Raw genomic sequence first — 23,649 nt, forward strand, 5'->3', positions numbered from 1 at the left:
GTTAGTTATCTATATCCGTTCTATGGGTTATTAAACATGATTTTTGGAGTTTTTTTAGTATGTGGATGATTGGAGGACTAAAGCAACTTTCTCATTATTCGGTTGATGAGTTTAATCTAACTAACACACATTTAAAATGATTTTGACTATCACAAATTTATAGTCATACTAGAGACTGAATTTAATCAATTATAAAGACATCAGACAATTGTTCATATATAATAATTTATGAGGTGAGAGGATGTCCTTTTTTAATAAGTACACCGAAGTGATTTATTCCTATATTATAGGTGCGCTTGCAATATTGCTGAGTATTATTATTTTCGTAAATATACCGCTTATTGAACAACTCAACTCAGGTAAACATCATGTATCTCGTATTGATAATGTTTGGGATTTTATCATGACCTTTTTCCATGAGATTATCCGTGTAATGAGTAAATACATTGGAGAGTTCCCATTAGTGAGTGGTTTGATTATACTGGCATTTGGGATTCTAATGTTAGTGATTGCAAGAGTTTTAACCAATACAACACGATTTGATTACGACATATCGATCTTTTTCCTATTAATCGGTATTATTTTCTTCGTATTAACATTAATTTTTATGTCACAAGTCTATGGGATTTTAGCATTTATTTTTATTTTCCCATTTTTAATTCATATTGGTTATATTACTTTTAAAGATGAACTTAATCCATTGCACCGAAAGCAACACTACTTGTGGTTGATTTTTGGATATGGTATTAGTTATGTATTTACACAATTAGCGTTATATTCACGACTTGAAGGACGAGAAGTAGCACCCATTGATGTGCTGAGTATTAATACTTTCTTTTTAGTGTTATGGCTACTGGGTCAAATGGCAATATGGAACTTCTTGTTTTTACGTCGTTCTTTACCTGTCTTTCATGAAGAGTTGGATGAGGCAGCCAGCCAATATTTACGCAGCAAAAAATATCAATATAGTGATCAGTCTAAAGTGCAGTTTAAAGATATTCAAAACCGTACATCTGAGTTCACGCATGATATTTCGCACCGTACGCGTCGTAGTATTAATATTGAAAAGATACGTACGAAAAGAGATCACATTAAAGAAAAATGGTTTGGTTGGACGAAGCTTGAAGAAGATGATATTCCATCTTTCTTACGTAAACGACCAAAATGGTTCAAGAGAGCTTACGTTAATATCGCATGTGGTGTGATTTTATTTTTCTTCATACTACTTGAATTTAATAATCGTAACTCATTATTTGCATCAGGTGACTGGCAATTGTCACAAACACAGTATGTCTATGAGTGGATCAGTTTGTTGTTACTACTTCTCATTGCGATTGCATACATTGTGACATCAGTGACATTTATGCTTAGAGGAAAGCACTACTATTTACAATTGTTTATGATTAGTATTCTATTCTTTAAGTTAATTACAGAATATGTTGTGATTCTATTCCATGGATTGTTATTATCTATTTTCATCACACCAATTCTCGTATTGATGCTAATACCAGCAACGATTGCTTTCATATTGCAATTGCGTCAACCAGCGACAAAAGAATAGGAACGATAGAGAGTGGGAGAGAAATCTCTCGCTCTTTTTTATTTTTAGTATTAAGATAGGGGGAATCTTTTACATAAATCGATTTCTGATCTAATCACGTGTTAAGATAGAAAAGAATTCATTGAGGAAAGGCTGATAAAATGAAAACAGCAATTTTAAATAGCGGGAAAGAAACGAAATATTTCAACGGCTATCCACTGATTGAAGAAGAGGATATTTATCAACAGAGATCGTTGAAAAGTGGTGATGTATTCCATCTTAAAACAGATAAAGGCGTTTATATCGCAACTGGATATGTCGGTCATCAGCATAAAGGACTTGGTTGGGTCTTGTCATACGATGAAAATGAAGATATTGATCAAGCATTTTTTGAAAATTTATTTGAAGCAGCAAAACAAGAGCGTGACTATTATTATCATATTGATGGCACAAATACATTTCGATTATTGAATGGAGAAGGAGATGGCATAGGTGGATTAACAATCGATAACTATAATGGCCATCTTTTAATTCAGTGGTACTCACGTGGTATCTATGCTTTTCGTGATGATATCATTGCTGCGGCTACGTCTGTTTTTGACTATACATCAATTTATGAAAAAACACGCTTTAAAGATTCAGATATTGAAGGTGGCTTTGTAATGGGGGAAGCACCTGAATTTCCTATCGTCATTGAAGAAAACTTCACTTTTTATAACGTCCATTTAGATGATGGACCGATGACAGGTATTTTCTTAGATCAAAAAGAAGTTCGTAAAAAAATACGTGACTATTATAGTACGGAAAGACATGTTCTTAATTTATTTAGTTATACAGGTGCTTTTTCAGTCATTGCAGCTGGTCAAGCAGAACAAACAACAAGTGTAGACCTTGCAAACCGTTCACGCCCGATGACTGAAGAGAATTTCGGTTTGAATGGGATCGATCCGAAAACACAATCTTTATATGTGATGGATACATTTGATTACTTTAAGTATGCCGAACGCCACAACTTATCATTTGACACAATTGTCATTGACCCACCTAGTTTTGCTAGAAATAAGAAAAAAACATTCTCAGTGATGAAAGACTACGACAAACTGATTGAAGGTGCCTTACCTATACTAAACGAGCGTGGCACACTTGTATTGAGTACGAATCATAGTATGTATACGCTAAAAGCATTTAAGAATATGATCAAAAAAACATTGTCTGATAAAGGTCTCTCATATCAGATTGATGAGGTCATGGGCTTGCCAAAAGACTTTAAAACGCATCCACACTATAAGCCATCTAAATATTTAAAAGTTGTTTTTGTTACTTTGATGGATTAAATACCTTTAAAAGGGGTATAAGATAGGGTCTTATACACGAAAGGTGGATGAATCATGAAATTAACAAATAAAGTGACAGAACTTGTAGGTAATAAAGTATTTAATATAGAAAAAATAAAAAATAAACATGTGTTACCACAAACAAATGAAGAAGTGGCAGAGCGCAGAATTCAAGCAGAAAATATAGTTAAAAAGAAAGCGATGTTATCTTCAGGTGCAACAATTGTGCCGATTCCAGGATTTGACTTTGGTGTTGATATGAAGTTGATGAAAGATGTTATAGAAGATATCAATAAACTATATGGCTTGGATCACAAACAAGTAAATAAAATGAGTGATGACATGAAAGACCGTATTGTCATGGCAGCAGGTATTCAAGGTAGTCAGTTGATTGGTAAAAAGGTCTCAGATGGCTTGATGAAAGTATTGATTCGTGATGTGGCGAAACGTACGGCTGCCAAACAAACAAGATGGTTCCCTGTCGTAGGTCAAGTAGTTTCAGCATCTCTCAGTTATTACTTCATGAACAAAGTAGGTAAAGAGCATATTCAGAAATGTGAAAATGTTGTCAAGTCTCTATTATAATTTGTTCGATAATTTGTAAAAAAACAGCAAACATGCGACATGATAATGGTTTCACAATTGAATTTACGTGCTAATTTTGGTAATGTTAAGGCATGTAGCGAAGTTAAATAGCTTATGCTAAAAATTAAAGCAATAGAAGGAGTAAGATATAAGATGGAACAACAATCATATGTAATTATTGACGAAACAGGAATTCACGCACGTCCAGCAACTATGCTAGTACAAACTGCTTCAAAATTTGAATCAGATGTACAATTAGAATACAATGCGAAAAAAGTAAACTTAAAATCAATTATGGGTGTTATGAGCTTAGGTGTTGGTAAAGACGCTGAAATTACAATCTACGCAGATGGTAGCGACGAAAAAGAAGCAATTGCAGCAATTACTGAAGTCTTATCAAAAGAAGGTTTGACAAAATAATGTCATCATTAAATAAGGGAATTGCAGCTTCTGAGGGTGTTGCTATTGCCAAAGCGTATATGCTCGTAGAACCCGATTTAAGTTATAGTCAAGAGACAACAGAAGATCAATCTACTGAAGTTGAAAAATTCAATAATGCATTAAACAATGCCAAAATTGAATTAACAAAAATCAGAAATAATGCGGAAGAACAATTAGGGCCAGATAAGGCTGCTATTTTTGATGCGCATTTATTAGTATTAGATGATCCTGAATTAATCAACCCAATTAAAGCAATGATTAAAGGTGATAAAGCAAGTGCACCACATGCATTAACAACAGTGACGCAAAACTTCATCACAATCTTTGAATCAATGAATAATGAGTATATGAAAGAGCGTGCAGCGGATATCCGTGACGTATCTAAACGTGTACTTGCACATATCTTAGGTGTTGAATTACCAAATCCAAGTATTATTGATGAGAGTGTTGTTATTGTCGCACATGACTTAACACCTTCTGATACAGCACAATTGAACAAACAATATGTGCAAGGATTTGTAACAAATATTGGTGGTCGTACATCACACTCAGCGATTATGAGCCGTTCATTAGAAATTCCAGCGGTTGTTGGTACAAAATCAATTACTGAATCTGTAAAACAAGGTGACATGATTATTGTCGATGGTTTAACAGGTGACGTTATCGTGAACCCTTCACAAGATGAAGTACGTGCATACCAACAAAAACGTGATATGTACTTTGAAGGTCGCGAAGCATTGAAACAACTTCGTGATGAACCATCAACGACAATCGATGGAAAACATGTTGAATTAGCTGCAAACATTGGGACACCTAACGACTTAGAAGGTGTTAAAAACAATGGTGCAGAAGGTATCGGTCTATATCGTACAGAATTCTTGTACATGGGTCGTGACAACATGCCATCAGAAGATGAACAATTCGAAGCATACAAAAAAGTATTAGAAGAAATGGACGGTAAGCGTGTCGTTGTTCGTACGCTTGATATTGGTGGAGATAAAGAGCTACCATACTTAAATCTTCCTGAAGAAATGAACCCATTCTTAGGATACCGTGCGATTCGTTTATGTTTAGATCAACCTGAAATTTTCCGTCCACAATTGCGTGCATTATTACGCGCATCTGTATACGGTAAATTGAACATTATGTTCCCAATGGTTGCGACTGTTCAAGAGTTCCGTGATGCAAAAGCATTATTACTTGAAGAAAAAGAAAACTTAAAGCGTGAAGGTGTGGAAGTAAGCGATGATATCGAATTAGGTATCATGGTGGAAATTCCATCAACAGCTGCTTTAGCTGATATCTTTGCGAAAGAAGTTGACTTCTTCAGTATCGGTACAAACGACTTAATCCAATATACAATGGCGGCAGACCGTATGTCTGAGCGTGTATCTTATTTATACCAACCATATAACCCATCTATTTTACGTCTTGTGAAACAAGTTATTGACGCGTCTCATAAAGAAGGTAAATGGACAGGTATGTGTGGTGAAATGGCTGGCGATGAAACAGCAATTCCATTATTGCTTGGTTTAGGATTAGACGAGTTCTCAATGAGTGCAACGTCAATCTTAAAAGCACGTCGTCAAATTAAAGGTTTAAGCACAACTGAAATGACACAATTAGCTGATCGTGCAATGAACTGTGCGACAGTGGATGAAGTCATTACACTTGTAAACGATGCGACTTCAAAATAAAGCAAAAAACCTGAGATGATTGTTCATCTCAGGTTTTTTCATGTTTATTTAAAGGCCTAATTTTTGATTGAGCTTGTCCATATCCACTTGGTACATAGGTTCATCATCAAGTAAAATAAACGGTGTGGCAAATGCATCATGGTCAATCATTTCATTGCGATATGTTGAATCTGCAATATTACGTTCCTCAAATGCCACTTGATGTTCTGTTAAGTAATTTTTTACAAATGTACAAGGTGGACAATCATTTTGTGTATAAATAATTACGTTCGTCATTTGACACCTCAAAATATAAAAGATAATGATAAATCAACGTTAACTTAACATAGTTGATCTGCAGTGGTCAATAGATGTTACTTAGCTTATGATTCGGATTAATGATACATAGTGTTTTTGAAAATAGCATAGTTAGTGTGATATCGGTGTAGACTTTCAATGTAAAGGTGTCAGTTACATTTGACAAGATGAAACGAAGGGTGGAAAATAAATATATTCATTAGATGAAATCAGAATTTAAATAAACTTAAACAGAACTTTTTAGAAATTGCATAAAAATGGTGGAGGTTCAATCATGGATAAAGAGTATGTGGTAATCGGTTTAGGACGTTTTGGCGGAAGCATTGTTCGTGAACTGAATGCATTAGATATGGATGTTATGGCCATTGATAAAGATGAACACCGTGTCGATGAATATAGTGATATTGCGACTCATGCTGTCGTAGCAGATACAACAGATGAAGCAGTCATGAGAAGTTTAGGGATTCGCAACTTTGACCATGTCATCGTGTCAATTGGTGAAAATATTCAAGCGAGTACATTAACAACCCTGATTTTAAAAGAACTTGGTGTTAAAAAAGTGACAGCGAAAGCGCAAAATGATTATCACGCGAAGATTTTAAATAAAATTGGTGCGGATACGGTCGTACATCCAGAACGTGACATGGGACGTCGTATTGCACATAATGTAGCAAGTGCAACAGTATTGGATTATCTGGAACTGTCTGATGAGCACTCAATCGTTGAAATGAAAGCAACAGAAGCGATGGCAGGAAAAACACTGATTGATTTAGATATTCGTGCACAATATGGTATTAATATCATTGCGATAAAGCGTCGTAAAGAAATCATCGTATCACCAGATCCAGATATGGCATTGGAATTTGATGATATTTTAATTATGATTGGTCATGATAATGATTTAACGCGTTATGAAAAGAAAATAGCACATTAAGACATATAAAAAAGAGGTCATTCCCACTATGAAAGGGGATGACCTCTTTGTATTTATCTATTTTGTTTCATTCACTTTCATAATGACTGGTAAAATCATTGGCTTACGTGCAGTTTGTTCGTAGAGATATGGTTGTAAAGTTTCAATAATTGAAGACTTCACTTGATGCCATTGAATATCAGGTTGTTGATTTAACTTTTGAATCACTTCTTGTTTGATTTTCTTCTGAGCATCATAAATTAACTGACCTGATTCACGCATATAGACAAAGCCACGTGAAATAATATCTGGACCAGATAGTAACTTGTTCGTATTGAAGTCAATGCTGACAACAACAATGACCAGACCTTCCTCAGAAAGGAGTTTACGGTCACGAATGACAACGTTACCGATATCACCAATACCGCTACCATCTACAAGTACATTACCAGATGGAATACGTCCTGCAGTACGTGCAGAATCACGAGTAAGTGCAAGGACATCTCCAATGTCATGAATAAACACATTTTCTTCTTTAACACCACAATCCACACCTGTTTGACCATGTGCAACGAGCATGCGATACTCACCGTGAATTGGTAAGAAGAATTTTGGGCGAATAAGTCGTAACATCAATTGCTGGTCCCCTTGAGAACCGTGTCCAGATGTATGGATGTTTGAAATCTTACTGTGAATGACTTCAGCACCAGCTTGATATAATGCATTGATTGTACGGTTGATGCTCTTCGTATTACCTGGGATAGGTGAAGAACTAAATACAACGGTATCTTCTGGAATGATTTTAATTTGTTTATGTGTTCCGTTAGCAATACGCGATAGTGCTGCCATAGGTTCACCTTGAGACCCTGTACATAGAATGAGTAATTCATGCTTAGGAATACTGTTGATTTTACTTGGTTCAACAAATGTTTCAGGTGGTGCTTTAATATAACCAAGTTCTGTACCAATTTTGATATTGTTTTCCATTGAACGACCAAAGGTAACAATTTTTCGGTTATATTTAACGGCTGCCTCAACTGCTTGTTGGACACGATAAATGTTTGATGCGAATGTCGCAAAAATGATACGTCCTGTACAATTTCGGAATATCTTATCGACGTTTTGACCTACTTCACGTTCACTTAAAGTAAAGTCTGGAACAAGTGAATTGGTTGAGTCAGATAATAGGCATAGGACACCTTCATCACCAAGCTGAGCCATTTTTGCCATGTTCGCAGGGGCACCCACTGGCGTGAAATCAAATTTAAAGTCGCCTGTATGCACAATTTTACCTTCAGGTGTATCAACAATGACACCATATGCTTCTGGAATACTGTGCGTCGTTAAGTAAAAGCTCACTTTGAAGTGCTTAGACTCAATGACGCTGTCTTCAGTGATTTCATTTAAAGATGCGGTACGTAGTAATTTATGTTCTTCTAATTTATTACGAATAAGTCCTAACGCAAGTGGACCACTGTAAATTGGAACATTAATCTTTTTAAGCAGGTAGGGCACACCACCGATATGGTCTTCGTGACCATGCGTGATAACAAGTCCCACAATTTTATCTTGATTCTGTTCAAGATACGTATAATCAGGAATTACATAGTCAATCCCTAATAGATTATTGTCAGGGAACTTAATACCTGCATCAATGATTAAAATTTCATCTTTATATTCAACGGCATAAGTGTTCTTACCTACTTCACCTAAACCGCCAAGCGCGTAAACGCCAACCTCATTTTTTTGAAGTTGTTTCATTATTCAGCGCGCTCCACATTAAAGTGTTCTGATTGTTGTTCATATTCTAAATGTGCGCCCTCTAATTTAGTTATGAATTCAATGTTATAGTTACGTTCTTTCAAGAAACGACGAACTTGTTCTTCTGTTTGAGCTTCAACATAAGTAGATTGTGTGTTTTCACGTACAATCACTTCATCACGATTATGTTGATAAAATACTTTAAAAATTGCCATTAATAAATGCCTCCTAGAGATATCTTTGTTTATATTTGTGACAACGATACGATATATTCATATAGTTGATAACGCTCATGATGCAACGATAAATAAAAAATATGAATCGAATGAATGTCAAACCACTGTTTAACAGAATTCAATTCATGTATTGCTATCATACAATTGTCGTATGCTGTCGATCATTTAATTCCGTACTTGATGTGCGAAGAGGTTGGGATATAAGCGCTTTGGATTTGAGTAGAGCTGAACAAAAGGCAAAATTACGTTTCAAATTTTGTCTCAATCATGTTAGTTCTATCAGAAATCCTGCTTGTTGGGAGATTGTTTATAGATTTCCCAGCGCATAACTTGATTATGATCCGAACTTTTCGACCCAGTTAGGTTTTATTTTACATGAACTGAGCGAATAAATAAAGCAGAATGTTAGAAAAGAAAAGGGTGTCGAACTTAATTTAGTAAGCGTGTAGTGGCAGAAGATATTCAAATATTGGGAGTGCATTTATAAAAAAGAACAGCATGTATGTTAGGACAAGCTTTTAGGATAACGTAAAATAGATTCCTATATAAGCTTTTCATTTACTAACTACATACTGTTCTTATATTTTATACCTCAATCGCACCTTCTCGTGGTGTAAGTGGATTTTCTTTATCAATATGGTCATAGAACATCACACCATTTAGATGATCAAGTTCATGTTGGAATACAATCGCTGCATATCCTTTAAGTCGATAACTTACTTCATTTCCATCAATGTCAAAGCCTTTTAATGTAATACGATGATGACGATGTACAAGACCAGGAATGTCTTCGTCCACACTGAGACACCCTTCACCAGTTGGCAAGTATGCATCTTGAACACTATGGCTGACAATTTTTGGATTTACAATGCCTAGGTCGTAAGATTTGCCATTACCATCATCTGGGAGATAGATTGCAAACATACGTTTAGCAACATTGATTTGTGGTGCAGCAAGACCTACGCCACTTCTTAGTTGATATTTCTCAATCATTTCTGGATCTTGACTGTTATGCAGAAATTCTTGCATATCTAATAAAGTTTGACGCTCTTCATCTGTGAGTGGAAAAGTTAACGCTTCAGCCTTTTGACGAAGTGTTGGATGACCATCACGAATAATATCTTTCATTGTTAACATATAGACACACCTTCCTTACGTAACAATATATCAAATAATGTATCCTTCTTGCATCTATTATATTTGATGGTCAACTAGAAAATAAGCTTGTGAGAATCGAAACTAATTCATACATTTTAGAAATACGTGTAGGAGTTGGGTTACATGCTTTAAGTATGGCCGCATATCTAGCTACTTTGACAAGGGGTACTAAGATAAAATATTTAAATATGAGACGGTTCTGACAAGGATTCTGCTTCTTGAAGGCTGTAAATCAGTTTTTAAGGACGTAAATTATGATGTTTCACCCTAATTATTGTTTGCTTTCTTCGTCTCTTTTATCTAAAATGACCATTGACAATGAAGGAGGATTTATGACATATGAAATTAACGAAAACTGCAGGTATTGCAATAGCAGCGACGATTTTATTAGCGGGTTGTAACAAAGATGGCGAACAGATAGATAATTATAATGAACATTTAAGTAACCTTCAAAGAGTAGAGGCACCGATTCAAAAAGTAAATAATGAGATGAACAAACTTGAAAAAGAAAAGGAAAAAATCTCAAAAGAAATTACAGGTAAAGATGTTTCACAAGTACAAGATCAAGTAAAAGCTTTCCTTGAAAATGCTGGTAAGCGTGAAGCACAATTACAAAAAGAAGAAGACGCGATGGGTGAATCTAAAAAAGTCTTTGAAAAAATGAAAAAAACAACAAGTAAAATTGAAGATGAAGCGGATAAAAAAGAGTTACAAGAATTCAATGATGCGTTAGCAGATAAATATAAAAAACATGAAGCATTCATTAACAATTACAAAGAGCTTGTTGGAAAAGAAAAAGATTTATTTGGTTATTTCCAAGATCAATCTGGCACACAAGAAGGTGTGGATCAACGTTCAAAAGAATTACAGTCTGCACAAAAAGAAATGAATAACACAGTTAAAGCGTACACAAAATCAATTCGCAAGATGCAATCTGAAAGACGAGATGTAGAAGAAGTTATCAAAAAATAGACTGTAACAGTTTGTGTTAAAGAGTATAACAGTTTCTACAACTGTAATGCTGTCAACTGCTACAGAACTTGCATCAAATCACTTAAAAGTTACACAGTTTTATGTTATTCTTAATTAAGAAGAAATATATATAACGGGAAAGGTATGGTGAATTGCATGGCTGCTAAGTTAAAAGCCCAATTCGATGCAGAACAAGTATTGAAAGATACTGAGTCGAAGTTTGAAATGGTTCAAATCCTAGATGCAGATGGTAATGTAACTAACGAAGATTTGCTTCCAGATCTATCAGATGAAGAATTAGTTGAATTAATGAGAAGAATGGTTTGGACACGTATTTTAGACCAACGTTCTATTTCATTAAACAGACAAGGACGTTTAGGTTTCTATGCACCTACTGCAGGTCAAGAAGCGTCACAACTTGCTTCACAATTCGCATTAGAAAAAGAAGACTTTATTCTTCCTGGATACCGTGACGTACCACAATTAATCTGGCACGGTTTACCATTAACTAAAGCTTTCTTATTCTCTCGCGGACATTTCGTAGGTAACCAAATGGAAGACGTGAATGCATTAAGCCCACAAATCATTATCGGTGCTCAATACATCCAAACTGCTGGTGTAGCATTCGGTCTTAAAAAACGTGGTAAACAAGCTGTAGCAATTACTTACACTGGTGACGGTGGTTCTTCACAAGGGGACTTCTATGAAGGTATCAACTTCGCGTCAGCTTACAAAGTACCAGCTATCTTTGTAATTCAAAATAATAACTACGCAATTTCAACACCACGTTCTAAACAAACTGCTGCACAAACATTAGCTCAAAAAGCAGTGGCTGTAGGTATTCCTGGTATCCAAGTTGATGGTATGGATGCATTAGCTGTATACCAAGCAACTAAAGAAGCTCGTGAACGCGCGATCGCTGGTGAAGGTCCAACGTTAATCGAAACAATGACTTACCGTTACGGTCCACATACAATGGCTGGTGACGACCCTACACGTTACAGAACTTCTGATGAAGATGCTGAATGGGAGAAAAAAGACCCACTTGTTCGCTTCAGAAAATTCTTAGAAAACAAAGGCTTATGGTCTGAAGAAAAAGAAAACGAAGTAATCGAACAAGCTAAAGAAGAAATTAAAACAGCAATTAAAGAAGCAGACAACACTGAAAAACAAACAGTGACTTCAATGATGGATATCATGTATGAAGATATGCCTCAAAACCTTGCTGAACAATATGAAATTTACAAAGAGAAGGAGTCGAAGTAAGCCATGGCACAAATGACAATGGTTCAAGCGATTAACAACGCGCTAGCAACTGAACTTAAAAACGACGAAAACACTTTGATCTTTGGTGAAGACGTTGGTGTTAACGGTGGTGTATTCCGTGTAACTGAAGGTTTACAAAAAGAATTCGGTGAAGACCGTGTATTCGACACACCTTTAGCAGAATCTGGTATTGGTGGTTTAGCATTAGGTTTAACAACTCAAGGCTACCGTCCAATCATGGAAATCCAGTTCTTAGGTTTCGTATATGAAGTATTCGACTCTGTAGCTGGACAAATCGCACGTCACCGTTTCCGTAGCGGTAACTCAAAAGCGGCACCTGTTACAATCCGTACACCATTCGGTGGTGGGGTGCATACACCAGAACTTCACGCAGATAACTTAGAAGGTATCCTTGCGCAATCACCTGGTCTTAAAGTAGTTATCCCATCAGGTCCATATGATGCAAAAGGTTTACTTATCGAAAGTATCCGTAGCAACGACCCAGTTGCATACCTTGAGCACATGAAGTTATACCGTTCATTCCGTGAAGAAGTACCGGAAGAAGAGTATACAATTGAACTTGGTAAAGCAAACGTTAAACGTGAAGGTACTGATTTAACAATCATTACTTACGGTGCAATGGTACAAGAATCAATGAAAGCTGCTGAAGAACTTGAAAAAGAAGGTCACTCAGTAGAAGTTATTGATTTACGTACTGTTCAACCATTAGACATTGACACATTAGTTGCTTCAACAGAAAAAACTGGTCGTGTTGTTGTTGTTCAAGAAGCACAAAAACAAGCTGGTGTAGGCGCTAACGTTGTTGCTGAATTATCAGAACGTGCAATTCTTTCATTAGAAGCACCAATCGGACGTGTTGCAGCACCAGATACTATCTATCCATTCACACAAGCTGAGAATGTATGGTTACCAAATAAAAATGATATCATTGAAAAAGTAAAAGAAACATTAGAATTCTAATAACAGTTTGATTGTTAGGTGAGTTGTCTCTTTTTGAGCAATGATGCATAGAAAGTAAGCTCGCTTTGTAAAAACATTCGCTGTTGCTGAGTGATTTACATTTAGCGAGCTGCTTTTGAGATTTTAAATGAACGTCTCGCAATGAGATAGTTAAAAAATGATTTAATATTAGGAGGAAACAACGTGGCATTTGAATTTAAATTACCAGATATTGGTGAAGGTATCCACGAAGGTGAAATCGTAAAATGGTTTATTAAAGCTGGAGATACAATTGAAGAAGATGACATTCTATGTGAAGTACAAAACGACAAATCAGTTGTAGAAATCCCATCTCCTGTAACGGGAACAATTGAAGAAGTTGTAGTTGAAGAAGGTACAGTAGCAGTTGTTGGTGACACAATTGTTAAAATCGACGCACCAGATGCAGGCGATATTCAATTTAAAGGTGGACACGACGACGAGCCTAAAGAAGAAGCAAAAGAAGAAGTTAAAGAAGAAACTAAAGAAGCACCTGCTGCAGCCCCTCAAGCAGATGTAGAAGTAGACGAAGATCGTATCATTAAAGCAATGCCATCAGTGCGTAAATATGCACGTGACAACAATGTGAACATTAAGGCTGTTAATGGTAGCGGTAAAAATGGTAGAATTACAAAAGAGGACGTTGATGCATTCTTAAACGGCGGTGGCCAAGCAGCTGCAGCAACAACTGAAGCAGCATCAGCTGAATCTACAGAATCAACTGCACCAGCAGCGTCTGCAGCACCAGCAGCATCAGCTGAAGGTGAATTCCCAGAAACTACAGAAAAAATTCCTGCAATGCGTAAGGCGATTGCAAAAGCAATGGTTAACTCTAAACACACTGCGCCTCACGTAACATTAATGGATGAAATTGATGTTCAAGCATTATGGGATCACCGTAAAAAATTCAAAGAAGTTGCTGCTGAACAAGGTACGAAGCTTACATTCTTACCATACGTTGTAAAAGCATTAGTTTCAGCATTGAAAAAATACCCAGCACTTAACACTTCATTCAATGAAGAAGAAGGTGTAGTGGTACACAAACATTACTGGAATATCGGTATTGCAGCTGACACTGAAAGAGGTTTATTAGTACCTGTAGTGAAACATGCTGACCGTAAATCTATGTTCCAAATTTCAGATGAAATCAACGAACTTGCTGTTAAAGCACGTGATGGTAAATTAACTTCTGATGAAATGAAAGGTGCAACATGTACTATTAGTAACATCGGTTCTGCTGGCGGACAATGGTTCACACCAGTTATCAACCACCCAGAAGTTGCTATCTTAGGTATTGGCCGTATTGCTCAAAAACCAATCGTTAAAGATGGCGAAATCGTTGCAGCACCAGTATTATCATTATCATTAAGCTTTGACCACAGACAAATTGATGGTGCGACTGGTCAAAACGCTATGAACCATATCAAGCGTTTATTAAACAATCCAGAACTATTATTAATGGAGGGGTAAAATATGGTAGTCGGAGATTTTCCAATTGAAACAGATACTATTGTCGTAGGGGCAGGTCCTGGTGGATACGTTGCAGCAATTCGTGCAGCACAATTAGGACAAAAAGTAACAATCGTTGAGAAAGGTAACCTTGGTGGTGTATGCTTAAACGTTGGTTGTATCCCATCAAAAGCACTTTTAAATGCATCACACCGTTTTGAACAAGCTCAACACGGTAGCGAATTAGGTATTACAGCTGAAAACGTTTCATTAGACTTTGGTAAAGTACAAGACTTCAAAGGTTCTGTTGTTAACAAATTAACAGGCGGTGTTGAATCTTTACTTAAAGGTAACAAAGTTGAGATCGTTAAAGGTGAAGCTTACTTCGTTGATGGTAACAGCTTACGCGTTATGGACGAATCAAGTGCACAAACGTACACTTTCAAAAACGCTATTGTTGCGACTGGTTCACGTCCAATCGAAATTCCTAACTTCAAATTTGGTAACCGTGTATTAGACTCAACTGGTGCTTTAAACTTACAAGAAGTACCTAAAAAATTAGTTGTTGTCGGTGGTGGTTACATCGGTTCTGAGTTAGGTACAGCATACGCTAACTTCGGTACTGAAGTAACAATTCTTGAAGGTGCTAAAGAAATCCTTGGTGGATTCGAAAAACAAATGGTTGCACCTGTTAAGAAAAAAATGAAATCTAAAGGTATGACAATCGAAACTGAAGCTTTAGCAAAATCAGCTGAAGAAACTGAAAACGGTGTGAAAGTTACTTATGAAGTAAAAGGCGAAGAAAAAACAATCGAAGCTGATTACGTATTAGTAACAGTAGGACGTCGTCCAAACACTGATGAATTAGGTTTAGAAGAAGCTGGCGTTAAGCTTACTGAACGTGGTTTAATCGAAGTTGACAAACAAGGTCGTTCTTCAGTAAGCAGTATCTACGCAATTGGTGATATTGTTCCGGGTCTTCCATTAGCACATAAAGCAAGCTATGAAGCAAAAGTTGCTGCAGAAGCAATCTCAGGACAAAATGCAGAAGTTGACTACATTGGTATGCCTGCTGTATGTTTCACTGAACCTGAACTTGCACAAGTTGGTTACACTGAAGCACAAGCTAAAGAAGAAGGCATTGCTTACAAAGCTTCTAAATTCCCTTACCAAGCAAACGGTCGTGCATTATCATTAAACGATACAGACGGTTTCGTTAAGTTAATCACACTTAAAGAAGACGATACTTTAATCGGTGCACAAGTTGTTGGTACAAGTGCTTCTGATGTTATTTCTGAATTAGGTCTTGCTATTGAAGCAGGTATGAACGCAGAAGACATCGCATTAACTGTTCACGCTCACCCAACATTAGGTGAAATGAGCATGGAAGCTGCTGAAAAAGCAATCGGTTTACCAATCCACACAATGTAATTTGTGTTGATATATCAAAAGAGGCTGGGCCATGGTGCTTGGCCTCTCTTTCTGTATAAAGGGGGTTATTCTATGGAATATCAATATCCTATAGATGTTGACTGGTCACAAGATGAAATGGTGGCTGTTATATCATTTTTTAATGCGATTGAATCATATTACGAGTCATCTGTTGAAAGAGAAACTTTAATGGAACGATATCGTGCGTTTAAAAAGGTCGTTCCTGGTAAAGCAGATGAGAAAAATATTTTTTCAGAATTCAAATCAAGTAGTGGTTATGACAGCTATTTGGCTGTGAAAAATGCAAAGAATCATCCTGATCATAAAACTTTAAGTAATCATTAAAAAATGGTTGTAATTCGAGCTGTATTTTGTTATTTTTATTAAGCGTTAAACAAAATGTTTAGTAAAAGTAAACTTAATACAGCTTTTTTGTTTTTAAATATATAAATGATGACTTGCAGGTGAAAAAATGGAAATTGGCCAAAAGATTAGAAATTTAAGGCATCTTAAAAATCTGACTCAAGAAGAACTTGGGGAGCGAACAGATTTATCTAAAGGGTATATTTCGCAAATAGAAAGTAATAAGACGTCACCGAATATGGAAACGTTCTTTAATATTCTTGAAGTGCTTGGTACGACACCACGTGACTTCTTTGAGCAACAAGCAGTAAGCAAGATTCATTATCCACAAGAGGAACAGTTGACATATGATGAAAGTGATAAAGGATACTTTCTACAATGGCCTGTTAAAACATCGAATGAATTTGAAATGGAACCATTATTGCTTACGTTACAACCACAAGCTTCATATAAAACATTTGAGCCATCCATGTCTGACACGTTCATCTATTGTCTAGAAGGTACGGTTACGCTGACATTTGGTGATGAACTCTTTGACGCGAAACAGGGTGATGCATTGTATTTTAAAGCAACAAAAGCACATCGATTAACAAACAATGGAGATGTTCCGGTACGTTTATTACTTGTCGCAACATCATCTTATTTATAGGAGGAAACATACATGGCACCTTTATTAACATTTGATCAGGTTACCAAAATGTATGATGGATCAGTGATTTTAGACGGTATTGATATAGAGATTGAGTCTGGATATTTTTATACTATTCTAGGTTCCTCAGGTTGTGGTAAAACGACAATGCTGAAGCTGATTGCTGGTTTTGAGTCACCAGATGCGGGGAATATTGTCTATCGTGGAAAAACAATTAATGATCTGCCTGCGAATAAGCGTCAAGTGAATACAGTGTTTCAAGATTATGCATTGTTTCCACACTTAAATGTTTATGACAATGTGGCTTTTGGGTTGAAGCTGAAAAAGCTTAATAAAAAAGCGATTGATGAGAAAGTTAAAGAAGCATTAAAACTTGTGAAATTAGAATCATATATCCATAGTCCTATTCAAGCATTGAGTGGGGGACAAAAGCAGCGAATTGCGATTGCACGTGCCATTGTAAATGAGCCAGAAATTTTATTATTGGATGAATCATTGTCTGCGTTAGACCTTAAGTTACGTACAGAGATGCAATACGAATTAAGGGAGATTCAATCACGTTTAGGCATTACTTTTATCTTTGTAACGCATGATCAAGAAGAAGCGCTGGCACTCAGTGATTATATTTTTGTCATGCGTAGTGGAAAGGTAGAACAATTCGGGACGCCTATTGATATCTATGATGAACCAGTTAACCGTTATGTTGCTGATTTTATCGGTGAATCTAATATTGTGGATGGTACGATGATTGAGGACTTTGTCGTGAATATATATGGGCAAGATTTTGATTGTGTGGACCAAGATATTGCACCGAATACACCTGTAGAAGTGGTAATTCGACCAGAAGATATTTCACTCGTTCCCGAAGAACAGGGGTTGTTTCAAGCAACGGTTTTATCAACACTTTTCCGCGGTGTACATTATGAAATTATTTGTGAAGATCGCAAAGGTTATGAGTGGACAATACAATCTACAAAAAATGCTGATATTGGATCACGTGTAGGACTTGATTTTGAACCAGAAGCAATTCATATAATGGTACCTGGCGAAACAGAGGAAGAATTTGATGCACGTATTGAAGGATATGGAGATGGTAACGATGAAACATCTTAATCGATGGTTAGCCATTCCATATTGGCTGTGGATGATTGGATTTATCATTATACCAGTTGCATTACTTGTTTATTTTTCATTTGTTGATTTGGAAGGTCATTTTTCACTGACAAACTATGAACAGTTTTTAACGTGGCGATATATGCGGATGTTATTAGAGTCAGTGATGTATGCTGGTATTATTACAATTGTTTGCTTGTTGTTTAGTTATCCAGCAGCGTATTTCATCCGCCAATCTAAGCATGCAGCAAGTTGGTTATTAGTGATGATTATCCCAACATGGATGAATCTACTACTTAAGACATATGCATTTATTGGTATTTTCAGTCATGATGGACTTATCAATCAGTTTTTAAGATTGTTGCATATTCCATCACAAACCATTTTATTTACTGCACCTGCTTTTGTAATCGTTGCGGCATATATCTATTTACCATTTATGCTATTACCAATTTACAATAGTATGAAAGATATTCCGGATCAATTGTTTTATGCGGCACAAGACTTAGGTGCAAGTCCACTCACAATTGTTCGAAAAGTATTATTCCCACTAACAATTGAAGGGGTTAAGACTGGAATACAGGTAACGTTTATTCCGGCACTTTCATTATTCATGATTACACGTTTGATTGCAGGAAATAAGGTCATCAATATCGGTACAGCGATTGAAGAACAATTTTTAGTGATTCAGAACTTTGGTATGGGTGCAACGATTGCTTTATTCCTCGTGTTATTTATGATGATTACACTTATTTTCACACGCAGTAAAAATCAAGGAGGTATGTCACGATGAAATGGTATGGTAAAGCTTATTTATTCTTCCTCCTTGTCATACTGTATTTACCGATTTTCTTTTTGATGTTGTATTCGTTTAATAGTGCTGGGAATATGGTACATTTTGAGAAGTTCACACTCGAACATTATCAAGCATTATTTGAAAATAAGCGACTACTGCAAGTTGTGTTTAATACGATTGCGATTGCACTGATTGCCGCTGCTGTTTCAACAGTAATTGGACTTTTTGGTGCACTGGTCTTATACCAAATCAGACAACAAATGCTTAAAGTATCATTACTTACATTAAATAATGTATTAATGGTTTCATCAGATGTTGTGATCGGTGCTTCATTTTTAATTATGTTTACAGCCATTGGTCACTACACAGGTTTTAGCTTAGGATTTACATCTGTGCTCGTATCACACATTGCCTTTTGTATTCCAATTGTGGTGATTGTCATATTACCAAAACTCTATGAAATGAATCATTCCATTATTAACGCGGGTAGAGATTTAGGTGCAACAGAATGGCAGTTGCTGACAAAAATTTTAATACCGCAATTAATGCCTGGGATTATCGGTGGATTTTTTATGGCATTGACATACTCACTTGATGATTTTACAGTGAGCTTTTTCGTAACAGGGAATGGCTTTAGTGTATTATCTGTAGAAGTTTATTCTATGGCACGACGTGGTGTGAGTATGGAAATTAATGCCATTTCTACATTGTTATTTGCTGTCATCATGATTGGTTTATTAGGTTATCAACTGCTGCAAAGACAACAGCGTAAAAATCAACTTAAAAGACGAGGAGTGGCACAATGAAGCAATTTGTACAATTGATAGGCGGTGCACTCATACTAGGTATCATTAGTCTTGGTATTGGTTATTGGATTAGTCACGACAGTGTGAATAAAGAACAACAAGAATTGTATGTCTATAACTGGGGAGAGTACATCGATCCTGAATTGATTCATCAGTTTGAAAAAGAAACAGGCATTAAAGTCATCTATGAAACATTTGATTCAAATGAAGCGATGGAAGCAAAGATTAGAAATGGTGGAACGCACTATGATGTTGCTTTTCCAAGCGATTATACAATTGAGAAAATGAAAAAATCTCAATTACTCATCCCATTAGATCATCAAAAAATCCCAAATATGAAACATTTAGATTCCTATTATATGGATCAACCATTTGATAAAAATAATGTCTATTCTTTACCATACTTTTTTGGTACGGTCGGTATTTTATATGATCGTGAAAAATATCCTGATATGACGTTTGAACATTGGACTGATTTGAAAGATCCTAGATTGGCAAATGATGTCATTTTAGTGGATGGTGCCCGTGAAGTGATAGGGTTTGGATTAAACAGTCTTGGGTATAGTTTGAATGATACAGACACACATCACTTAAGTGAAGCAGAAGCGCATCTTAAAACATTTGCACCTAATATTCGAGGTGTTGTTGGAGATGAAGTAACCATGATGTTTGAACAACATGAGGCGAGTGTCGCTGTTATTTGGAGTGGCTCTGCAGCACCGTTATTCCAAGAGGATGACAGATTTGATTATGTTGTTCCAAAAGACGGCTCTAACTTATGGTTTGATAATATGGTCATTCCAAAAACAGCTCAAAATGTTGAAGGTGCTCATAAATTTATGAACTTTTTATTAGACCCTAAAGTAAACCGTCAAAACACCGAGTGGGTCGCATATGGGACGCCAAATAAAACAGCAAGAGAAATGTTACCAGATGAAATTAAGAATGATACACGCGTATATCCCACTGAAGAAACACAGAAACGTTTAGAAGTATATAAAGATCTTGGAACAGATGTATTAAGTGAATACAATGAGCGATTCTTGAACTTCAAGATGGGACTGTGACATAATAAGTTTATATATAAAATAATGATCGTTCATGCATTGTGAAAAGTGTATCGACTCAATATAATATAAGGAAATAACAAGGAGTGACGATATGACAGGCGAAGTATATACACAAATTAGACGACCTGTAAATCGACTAGCTGAAAAGATCATGGGCTGGTTGAGTTGGTTATTAATATTAGGGACAACAGTCATCGCGATGTTCTTTGGACTTGTCTTATTTAGTAATGAAAATTCTATACAAAATTTAGAAATAGAACTTGCGAATAACCCGACAGTACAGAACATACTGACGAACTATAATTTAACAGTAACAGAATTAGTGATTCAACTACAAAATGGTGTTTGGGCATTTATTGTATATTTAATCGTATGCTTGTTAATTTCATTTTTAGCATTGATTTCAATGAATCATCGTATTCTTTCAGGTATTTTATTTTTAATAGTGGCTTTAATTACATTGCCATTGATTTTCATATTAGTCCCTATCTTTTTCTTTATTGTGGCTTTAATGATGTTTGGTCGTAAAGATCGCCTGGAATCTGTTCCAGTATATGATGCATTTCAATTTGAACAATCTAGACCAGTTCACGAACCACAATATGAGGCACAACGAGAAGTGGCACAACCACAAGAATCAACAGTACAGAAGAAATCAGAAGACGAGTTGACAGAACAACCATCTGACACAGCATTTATGTCACGTTCAGCAAAGTACCATCATAAACAATCTGATGCGACAGAAACTGAGAGTCATATAACAGAAGAAGAGAATCATTTAGATGATACTTTAGTAAAAGATACCGAAACAGATTATACAGATACCTCTTCACACAATGATGATGTAAACTCGGAAGATAATTATGCCTATACGTATCATACACAAGAAGATACAGTGCCGTTGTCAAAAGAAACATTAAAACAACAGAAGAAGGAAGAAAAGGCACAATTAAAAGCAGAACGAAAAGCTGCTCGTAAAGCTAAAAAAGTTTATGAGAAAGAACAGCGTCAAAATAGACCAAGTGCATCATCTCAGCGTCGTCAAAATTATGAAGATCGCATGAAGATGAATCAAGAGAGAAGTCATACACAAGATACACCAGAAGATGTAAAAAAAGAAGAAAAATAAAATAAAACAAGCTAGAAACAGTTGTTATGATATACAATATGTTTCTAGCTTGTTTTTTATGGGTAAAATAGAAAAAAGTGATAAATTATGTTTAAATTTAAATTAAACAACATTCTAAAGGAGGAAAAATGATGTCAGATAATTATTCATATCAGTCATATCAAGAACCAATATCACCACAAATGGAACCAAACAAACCATTCAATAGAAAAATTGAAAAGGTATTAACTTGGATTGGGCTTGTGTTACACCTTATCTGGGCACTTATTTTAACAGGTGCAGCAGCTATGGTACCTAAACTACAATCGGAAAATCCAGAAGTAAGACAAGCATTAATGGAACAAGGTCAAGATCCAGATATATTAAATAGTATTAATCCTACAACATATATCATCTTGGCAGTAGTTATGACAGTGATTCCATTCATCTTAGCTTTAATTGCTGTCTTCTTATTCAAAAAAGCAGTATTAGCAGGTATTTTATTAATTCTAGCAGCTGTATTAAGCGTCATCTTAAGTGGTAGCTTTATTGCAGCACTTTTATGGTTAGTAGCAGCGATTATGTTATTCGTGCGTAAACCAAAAAATCCACATTATGTGGTATCTAATTAAGAATTTATTAAAGTTCAGACTGAAAAAAAGTGAGGCAGCAATTATGGCTGTCTCACTTTTTTGGATTAAATAGAGATAAAATATAATCAATTTATTTACTTGGAAATGGGGGTGTCAGTGTCCATGAAGTAGAACTTTCGACAGAACTGAGAGCACTAAACATAGCTCTACAAAATTTGGGAATCAATTTTGATCGCTGTTCGAGTTCTGTTCGAGTTCTAAACGCTTCTCTCACAACCTCGTTGTATCAGTGTTCGAGAAGCAGAATTTTCGACAGATTTTCGCGATTCGATAAAATCAAAAAGCGATTTTACTCATCGCTCGAATTCTGCTCAAATTCTAAACGCTTCTCTCGCAACCTCGTTACATTAATTATCGGTAAAATTTAAGTAAATAATCAAATGTTTCTTCTAGAAAAGCAATGAATCGCTCATCATCTGCAAGTTCGGGAGCACCTGGTTTGAGAGAACGTGCAACAAAGAATTCGCCTTTCTTTACATTCTTGGCACGCTGAATCCCTTTTTCAACATCCTCTTCTGATAAATGGCTGATTTTAGATTTATCAGGTTTTGTATGATCGAGTGAGATTTGAAAGTCAGAAGGAAGTGTGATTAAAGTTTCCCAATTTCTTTCAAATGCTTCGACATCTTTTGCTTTATTCGGATTTTCATGCATCATGCCATACATCACAAAGAGATGGTCTTCAAATAAGCCAATTTGGAAATGTGGTAACATTTTATACCCGCGTACGTTTGTTGCAATTGCGACCCATGTATCTTTTGGAGGATTCACAGTACGTCGTGCATGTTTTGCCACGTGTGGGTAAAAAGTCTCACCAGTGACGCTTTCTAGATATTCCGCAAAATAGTCTCCTAATGCACGGAGTTGTGGTCGAATGTGTTTATCAAGGGCTGACATGCGTTCAGCTAATCCATCGACTTCAAAAACTTTAAAATCTTCTTTATCAAATGTATAACGGCCCATAGGAAACCTCCTAAATTATATTAGAATGTCTTTATTGTAGCATATCTCA

The 23,649-nt window shown here is 36.0% G+C and carries 24 protein-coding genes; 19 read left to right on the forward strand and 5 right to left on the reverse strand.

All coding sequences use genetic code 11. The annotated features are described in order from the left end of the window. Nucleotides 1-241: 241 nt before the first annotated feature. The 5 genes from auxA to ptsP all read left to right on the forward strand — a co-directional run bounded on the left by auxA (nucleotide 242) and on the right by ptsP (nucleotide 5,597). A complete protein-coding gene (gene auxA / locus MUA88_RS03470) occupies nucleotides 242-1,561 on the forward strand; it encodes a lipoteichoic acid stability factor AuxA (RefSeq protein WP_262605771.1) in 1,320 nt (439 codons plus the stop codon). A gap of 140 nt (nucleotides 1,562-1,701) precedes the next feature. After that, nucleotides 1,702-2,874 (forward strand): class I SAM-dependent rRNA methyltransferase, encoded by a 1,173-nt coding sequence (locus tag MUA88_RS03475; protein WP_262604743.1) that lies wholly within the window; start codon nucleotides 1,702-1,704, stop codon nucleotides 2,872-2,874. A 54-nt stretch (nucleotides 2,875-2,928) separates the two neighbouring features. Beyond that, nucleotides 2,929-3,459 carry a DUF697 domain-containing protein gene (locus MUA88_RS03480; RefSeq protein ID WP_262605772.1) on the forward strand — a complete coding sequence of 177 codons (531 nt, stop codon included), beginning with the start codon at nucleotides 2,929-2,931 and terminating at the stop codon, nucleotides 3,457-3,459. 153 nt (nucleotides 3,460-3,612) lie between these two features. Continuing rightward, the gene (locus MUA88_RS03485) at nucleotides 3,613-3,879 is read left to right on the forward strand and encodes a phosphocarrier protein HPr (RefSeq protein ID WP_095116095.1); all 267 of its coding nucleotides are present in this window, start codon (nucleotides 3,613-3,615) and stop codon (nucleotides 3,877-3,879) included. After that, entirely contained in the window at nucleotides 3,879-5,597 is a 1,719-nt protein-coding gene (gene ptsP / locus MUA88_RS03490) for a phosphoenolpyruvate--protein phosphotransferase (protein ID WP_262605773.1), read from the forward strand. The genes MUA88_RS03485 and ptsP overlap by 1 nt, the downstream gene beginning before the upstream one ends. Nucleotides 5,598-5,645: 48 nt before the next feature. On the opposite strand, the gene MUA88_RS03495 is transcribed toward ptsP, so the two are convergent. Continuing rightward, a complete protein-coding gene (locus MUA88_RS03495) occupies nucleotides 5,646-5,873 on the reverse strand; it encodes a glutaredoxin family protein (RefSeq protein ID WP_262604746.1) in 228 nt (75 codons plus the stop codon). Nucleotides 5,874-6,168: 295 nt separating this feature from the next. Here MUA88_RS03495 and MUA88_RS03500 point away from each other — a divergent pair, with 295 nt between their 5' ends. Next, on the forward strand, nucleotides 6,169-6,828 hold the full coding sequence (locus MUA88_RS03500) for a potassium channel family protein (RefSeq protein WP_262604747.1): 660 nt from the start codon (nucleotides 6,169-6,171) through the stop codon (nucleotides 6,826-6,828). A gap of 57 nt (nucleotides 6,829-6,885) precedes the next feature. Here the strand turns inward: MUA88_RS03500 and rnjA are convergent, their stop codons facing one another. The 3 genes from rnjA to def form a co-directional block, all read right to left on the reverse strand. Then, complete coding sequence (rnjA, locus tag MUA88_RS03505; protein WP_262604748.1) at nucleotides 6,886-8,568, reverse strand: ribonuclease J1; 1,683 nt, start codon at nucleotides 8,566-8,568, stop codon at nucleotides 6,886-6,888. Continuing rightward, nucleotides 8,568-8,783: a DNA-dependent RNA polymerase subunit epsilon gene (locus tag MUA88_RS03510; protein WP_095116104.1), complete on the reverse strand. Its 216-nt coding sequence runs from the start codon at nucleotides 8,781-8,783 to the stop codon at nucleotides 8,568-8,570. Before MUA88_RS03510 ends, rnjA begins: the two co-directional genes overlap by 1 nt. A 606-nt stretch (nucleotides 8,784-9,389) precedes the next feature. Further along, nucleotides 9,390-9,941 (reverse strand): peptide deformylase, encoded by a 552-nt coding sequence (def, locus tag MUA88_RS03515; protein WP_262605774.1) that lies wholly within the window; start codon nucleotides 9,939-9,941, stop codon nucleotides 9,390-9,392. Nucleotides 9,942-10,301: 360 nt separating this feature from the next. On the opposite strand from def, the gene MUA88_RS03520 reads away from it, so the two are divergent. The 13 genes from MUA88_RS03520 to MUA88_RS03580 all read left to right on the forward strand — a co-directional run bounded on the left by MUA88_RS03520 (nucleotide 10,302) and on the right by MUA88_RS03580 (nucleotide 22,616). Next, entirely contained in the window at nucleotides 10,302-10,934 is a 633-nt protein-coding gene (locus tag MUA88_RS03520; RefSeq protein ID WP_262604750.1) for a YkyA family protein, read from the forward strand. Nucleotides 10,935-11,090: 156 nt separating this feature from the next. Then, entirely contained in the window at nucleotides 11,091-12,200 is a 1,110-nt protein-coding gene (gene pdhA, locus MUA88_RS03525) for a pyruvate dehydrogenase (acetyl-transferring) E1 component subunit alpha (RefSeq protein WP_262604751.1), read from the forward strand. 3 nt (nucleotides 12,201-12,203) lie between these two features. Further along, a complete protein-coding gene (locus MUA88_RS03530) occupies nucleotides 12,204-13,181 on the forward strand; it encodes an alpha-ketoacid dehydrogenase subunit beta (RefSeq protein ID WP_262604752.1) in 978 nt (325 codons plus the stop codon). Nucleotides 13,182-13,364: 183 nt separating this feature from the next. Continuing rightward, nucleotides 13,365-14,669 carry a dihydrolipoamide acetyltransferase family protein gene (locus tag MUA88_RS03535; RefSeq protein ID WP_262605775.1) on the forward strand — a complete coding sequence of 435 codons (1,305 nt, stop codon included), beginning with the start codon at nucleotides 13,365-13,367 and terminating at the stop codon, nucleotides 14,667-14,669. 3 nt (nucleotides 14,670-14,672) lie between these two features. Beyond that, nucleotides 14,673-16,079 (forward strand): dihydrolipoyl dehydrogenase, encoded by a 1,407-nt coding sequence (gene lpdA / locus MUA88_RS03540; protein WP_262604754.1) that lies wholly within the window; start codon nucleotides 14,673-14,675, stop codon nucleotides 16,077-16,079. Nucleotides 16,080-16,151: 72 nt separating this feature from the next. Beyond that, the gene (locus tag MUA88_RS03545; protein WP_262604755.1) at nucleotides 16,152-16,424 is read left to right on the forward strand and encodes a UPF0223 family protein; all 273 of its coding nucleotides are present in this window, start codon (nucleotides 16,152-16,154) and stop codon (nucleotides 16,422-16,424) included. Nucleotides 16,425-16,551: 127 nt separating this feature from the next. Next, nucleotides 16,552-17,091, forward strand: a complete 540-nt coding sequence (locus MUA88_RS03550) for a helix-turn-helix domain-containing protein (RefSeq protein ID WP_262604756.1) — start codon at nucleotides 16,552-16,554, stop codon at nucleotides 17,089-17,091. Nucleotides 17,092-17,103: 12 nt separating this feature from the next. Next, a complete protein-coding gene (locus MUA88_RS03555; protein ID WP_262605776.1) occupies nucleotides 17,104-18,204 on the forward strand; it encodes an ABC transporter ATP-binding protein in 1,101 nt (366 codons plus the stop codon). Next, nucleotides 18,191-18,997, forward strand: coding sequence for an ABC transporter permease (locus MUA88_RS03560; protein WP_262604758.1), 807 nt, complete (start codon nucleotides 18,191-18,193; stop codon nucleotides 18,995-18,997). Before MUA88_RS03555 ends, MUA88_RS03560 begins: the two co-directional genes overlap by 14 nt. After that, complete coding sequence (locus MUA88_RS03565) at nucleotides 18,994-19,806, forward strand: ABC transporter permease (protein WP_262604759.1); 813 nt, start codon at nucleotides 18,994-18,996, stop codon at nucleotides 19,804-19,806. Before MUA88_RS03560 ends, MUA88_RS03565 begins: the two co-directional genes overlap by 4 nt. After that, on the forward strand, nucleotides 19,803-20,873 hold the full coding sequence (locus MUA88_RS03570) for an ABC transporter substrate-binding protein (protein WP_262604760.1): 1,071 nt from the start codon (nucleotides 19,803-19,805) through the stop codon (nucleotides 20,871-20,873). The genes MUA88_RS03565 and MUA88_RS03570 overlap by 4 nt, the downstream gene beginning before the upstream one ends. 94 nt (nucleotides 20,874-20,967) lie before the next feature. Further along, nucleotides 20,968-22,005, forward strand: coding sequence for a lipoteichoic acid stability factor AuxB (gene auxB, locus MUA88_RS03575; protein WP_262604761.1), 1,038 nt, complete (start codon nucleotides 20,968-20,970; stop codon nucleotides 22,003-22,005). 131 nt (nucleotides 22,006-22,136) lie between these two features. After that, nucleotides 22,137-22,616 carry a DUF4064 domain-containing protein gene (locus MUA88_RS03580; protein WP_262604762.1) on the forward strand — a complete coding sequence of 160 codons (480 nt, stop codon included), beginning with the start codon at nucleotides 22,137-22,139 and terminating at the stop codon, nucleotides 22,614-22,616. A gap of 372 nt (nucleotides 22,617-22,988) precedes the next feature. Here MUA88_RS03580 and MUA88_RS03585 read toward each other — a convergent pair whose 3' ends face one another. Further along, nucleotides 22,989-23,600 carry a YktB family protein gene (locus MUA88_RS03585; protein WP_262604763.1) on the reverse strand — a complete coding sequence of 204 codons (612 nt, stop codon included), beginning with the start codon at nucleotides 23,598-23,600 and terminating at the stop codon, nucleotides 22,989-22,991. Nucleotides 23,601-23,649 lie beyond the last annotated feature (49 nt).

Origin of the sequence: Staphylococcus sp. IVB6240 (assembly GCF_025558425.1) — a bacterium.
Lineage (GTDB): Bacteria > Bacillota > Bacilli > Staphylococcales > Staphylococcaceae > Staphylococcus.

Coding starts and splice junctions, on each gene's coding strand:
- auxB (WP_262604761.1), top strand. CDS start 20,968: ATGACAGGCGAAGTATATACACAAATTAGACGACCTGTAAATCGACTA.
- MUA88_RS03545 (WP_262604755.1), top strand. CDS start 16,152: ATGGAATATCAATATCCTATAGATGTTGACTGGTCACAAGATGAAATG.
- MUA88_RS03570 (WP_262604760.1), top strand. CDS start 19,803: ATGAAGCAATTTGTACAATTGATAGGCGGTGCACTCATACTAGGTATC.
- MUA88_RS03565 (WP_262604759.1), top strand. CDS start 18,994: ATGAAATGGTATGGTAAAGCTTATTTATTCTTCCTCCTTGTCATACTG.
- MUA88_RS03585 (WP_262604763.1), bottom strand. CDS start 23,600: ATGGGCCGTTATACATTTGATAAAGAAGATTTTAAAGTTTTTGAAGTC.
- auxA (WP_262605771.1), top strand. CDS start 242: ATGTCCTTTTTTAATAAGTACACCGAAGTGATTTATTCCTATATTATA.
- MUA88_RS03580 (WP_262604762.1), top strand. CDS start 22,137: ATGTCAGATAATTATTCATATCAGTCATATCAAGAACCAATATCACCA.
- MUA88_RS03495 (WP_262604746.1), bottom strand. CDS start 5,873: ATGACGAACGTAATTATTTATACACAAAATGATTGTCCACCTTGTACA.
- ptsP (WP_262605773.1), top strand. CDS start 3,879: ATGTCATCATTAAATAAGGGAATTGCAGCTTCTGAGGGTGTTGCTATT.
- MUA88_RS03530 (WP_262604752.1), top strand. CDS start 12,204: ATGGCACAAATGACAATGGTTCAAGCGATTAACAACGCGCTAGCAACT.
- pdhA (WP_262604751.1), top strand. CDS start 11,091: ATGGCTGCTAAGTTAAAAGCCCAATTCGATGCAGAACAAGTATTGAAA.
- rnjA (WP_262604748.1), bottom strand. CDS start 8,568: ATGAAACAACTTCAAAAAAATGAGGTTGGCGTTTACGCGCTTGGCGGT.
- MUA88_RS03555 (WP_262605776.1), top strand. CDS start 17,104: ATGGCACCTTTATTAACATTTGATCAGGTTACCAAAATGTATGATGGA.
- MUA88_RS03500 (WP_262604747.1), top strand. CDS start 6,169: ATGGATAAAGAGTATGTGGTAATCGGTTTAGGACGTTTTGGCGGAAGC.
- lpdA (WP_262604754.1), top strand. CDS start 14,673: ATGGTAGTCGGAGATTTTCCAATTGAAACAGATACTATTGTCGTAGGG.
- MUA88_RS03560 (WP_262604758.1), top strand. CDS start 18,191: ATGAAACATCTTAATCGATGGTTAGCCATTCCATATTGGCTGTGGATG.
- MUA88_RS03475 (WP_262604743.1), top strand. CDS start 1,702: ATGAAAACAGCAATTTTAAATAGCGGGAAAGAAACGAAATATTTCAAC.
- MUA88_RS03550 (WP_262604756.1), top strand. CDS start 16,552: ATGGAAATTGGCCAAAAGATTAGAAATTTAAGGCATCTTAAAAATCTG.
- def (WP_262605774.1), bottom strand. CDS start 9,941: ATGTTAACAATGAAAGATATTATTCGTGATGGTCATCCAACACTTCGT.
- MUA88_RS03480 (WP_262605772.1), top strand. CDS start 2,929: ATGAAATTAACAAATAAAGTGACAGAACTTGTAGGTAATAAAGTATTT.
- MUA88_RS03520 (WP_262604750.1), top strand. CDS start 10,302: ATGAAATTAACGAAAACTGCAGGTATTGCAATAGCAGCGACGATTTTA.
- MUA88_RS03485 (WP_095116095.1), top strand. CDS start 3,613: ATGGAACAACAATCATATGTAATTATTGACGAAACAGGAATTCACGCA.
- MUA88_RS03510 (WP_095116104.1), bottom strand. CDS start 8,783: ATGGCAATTTTTAAAGTATTTTATCAACATAATCGTGATGAAGTGATT.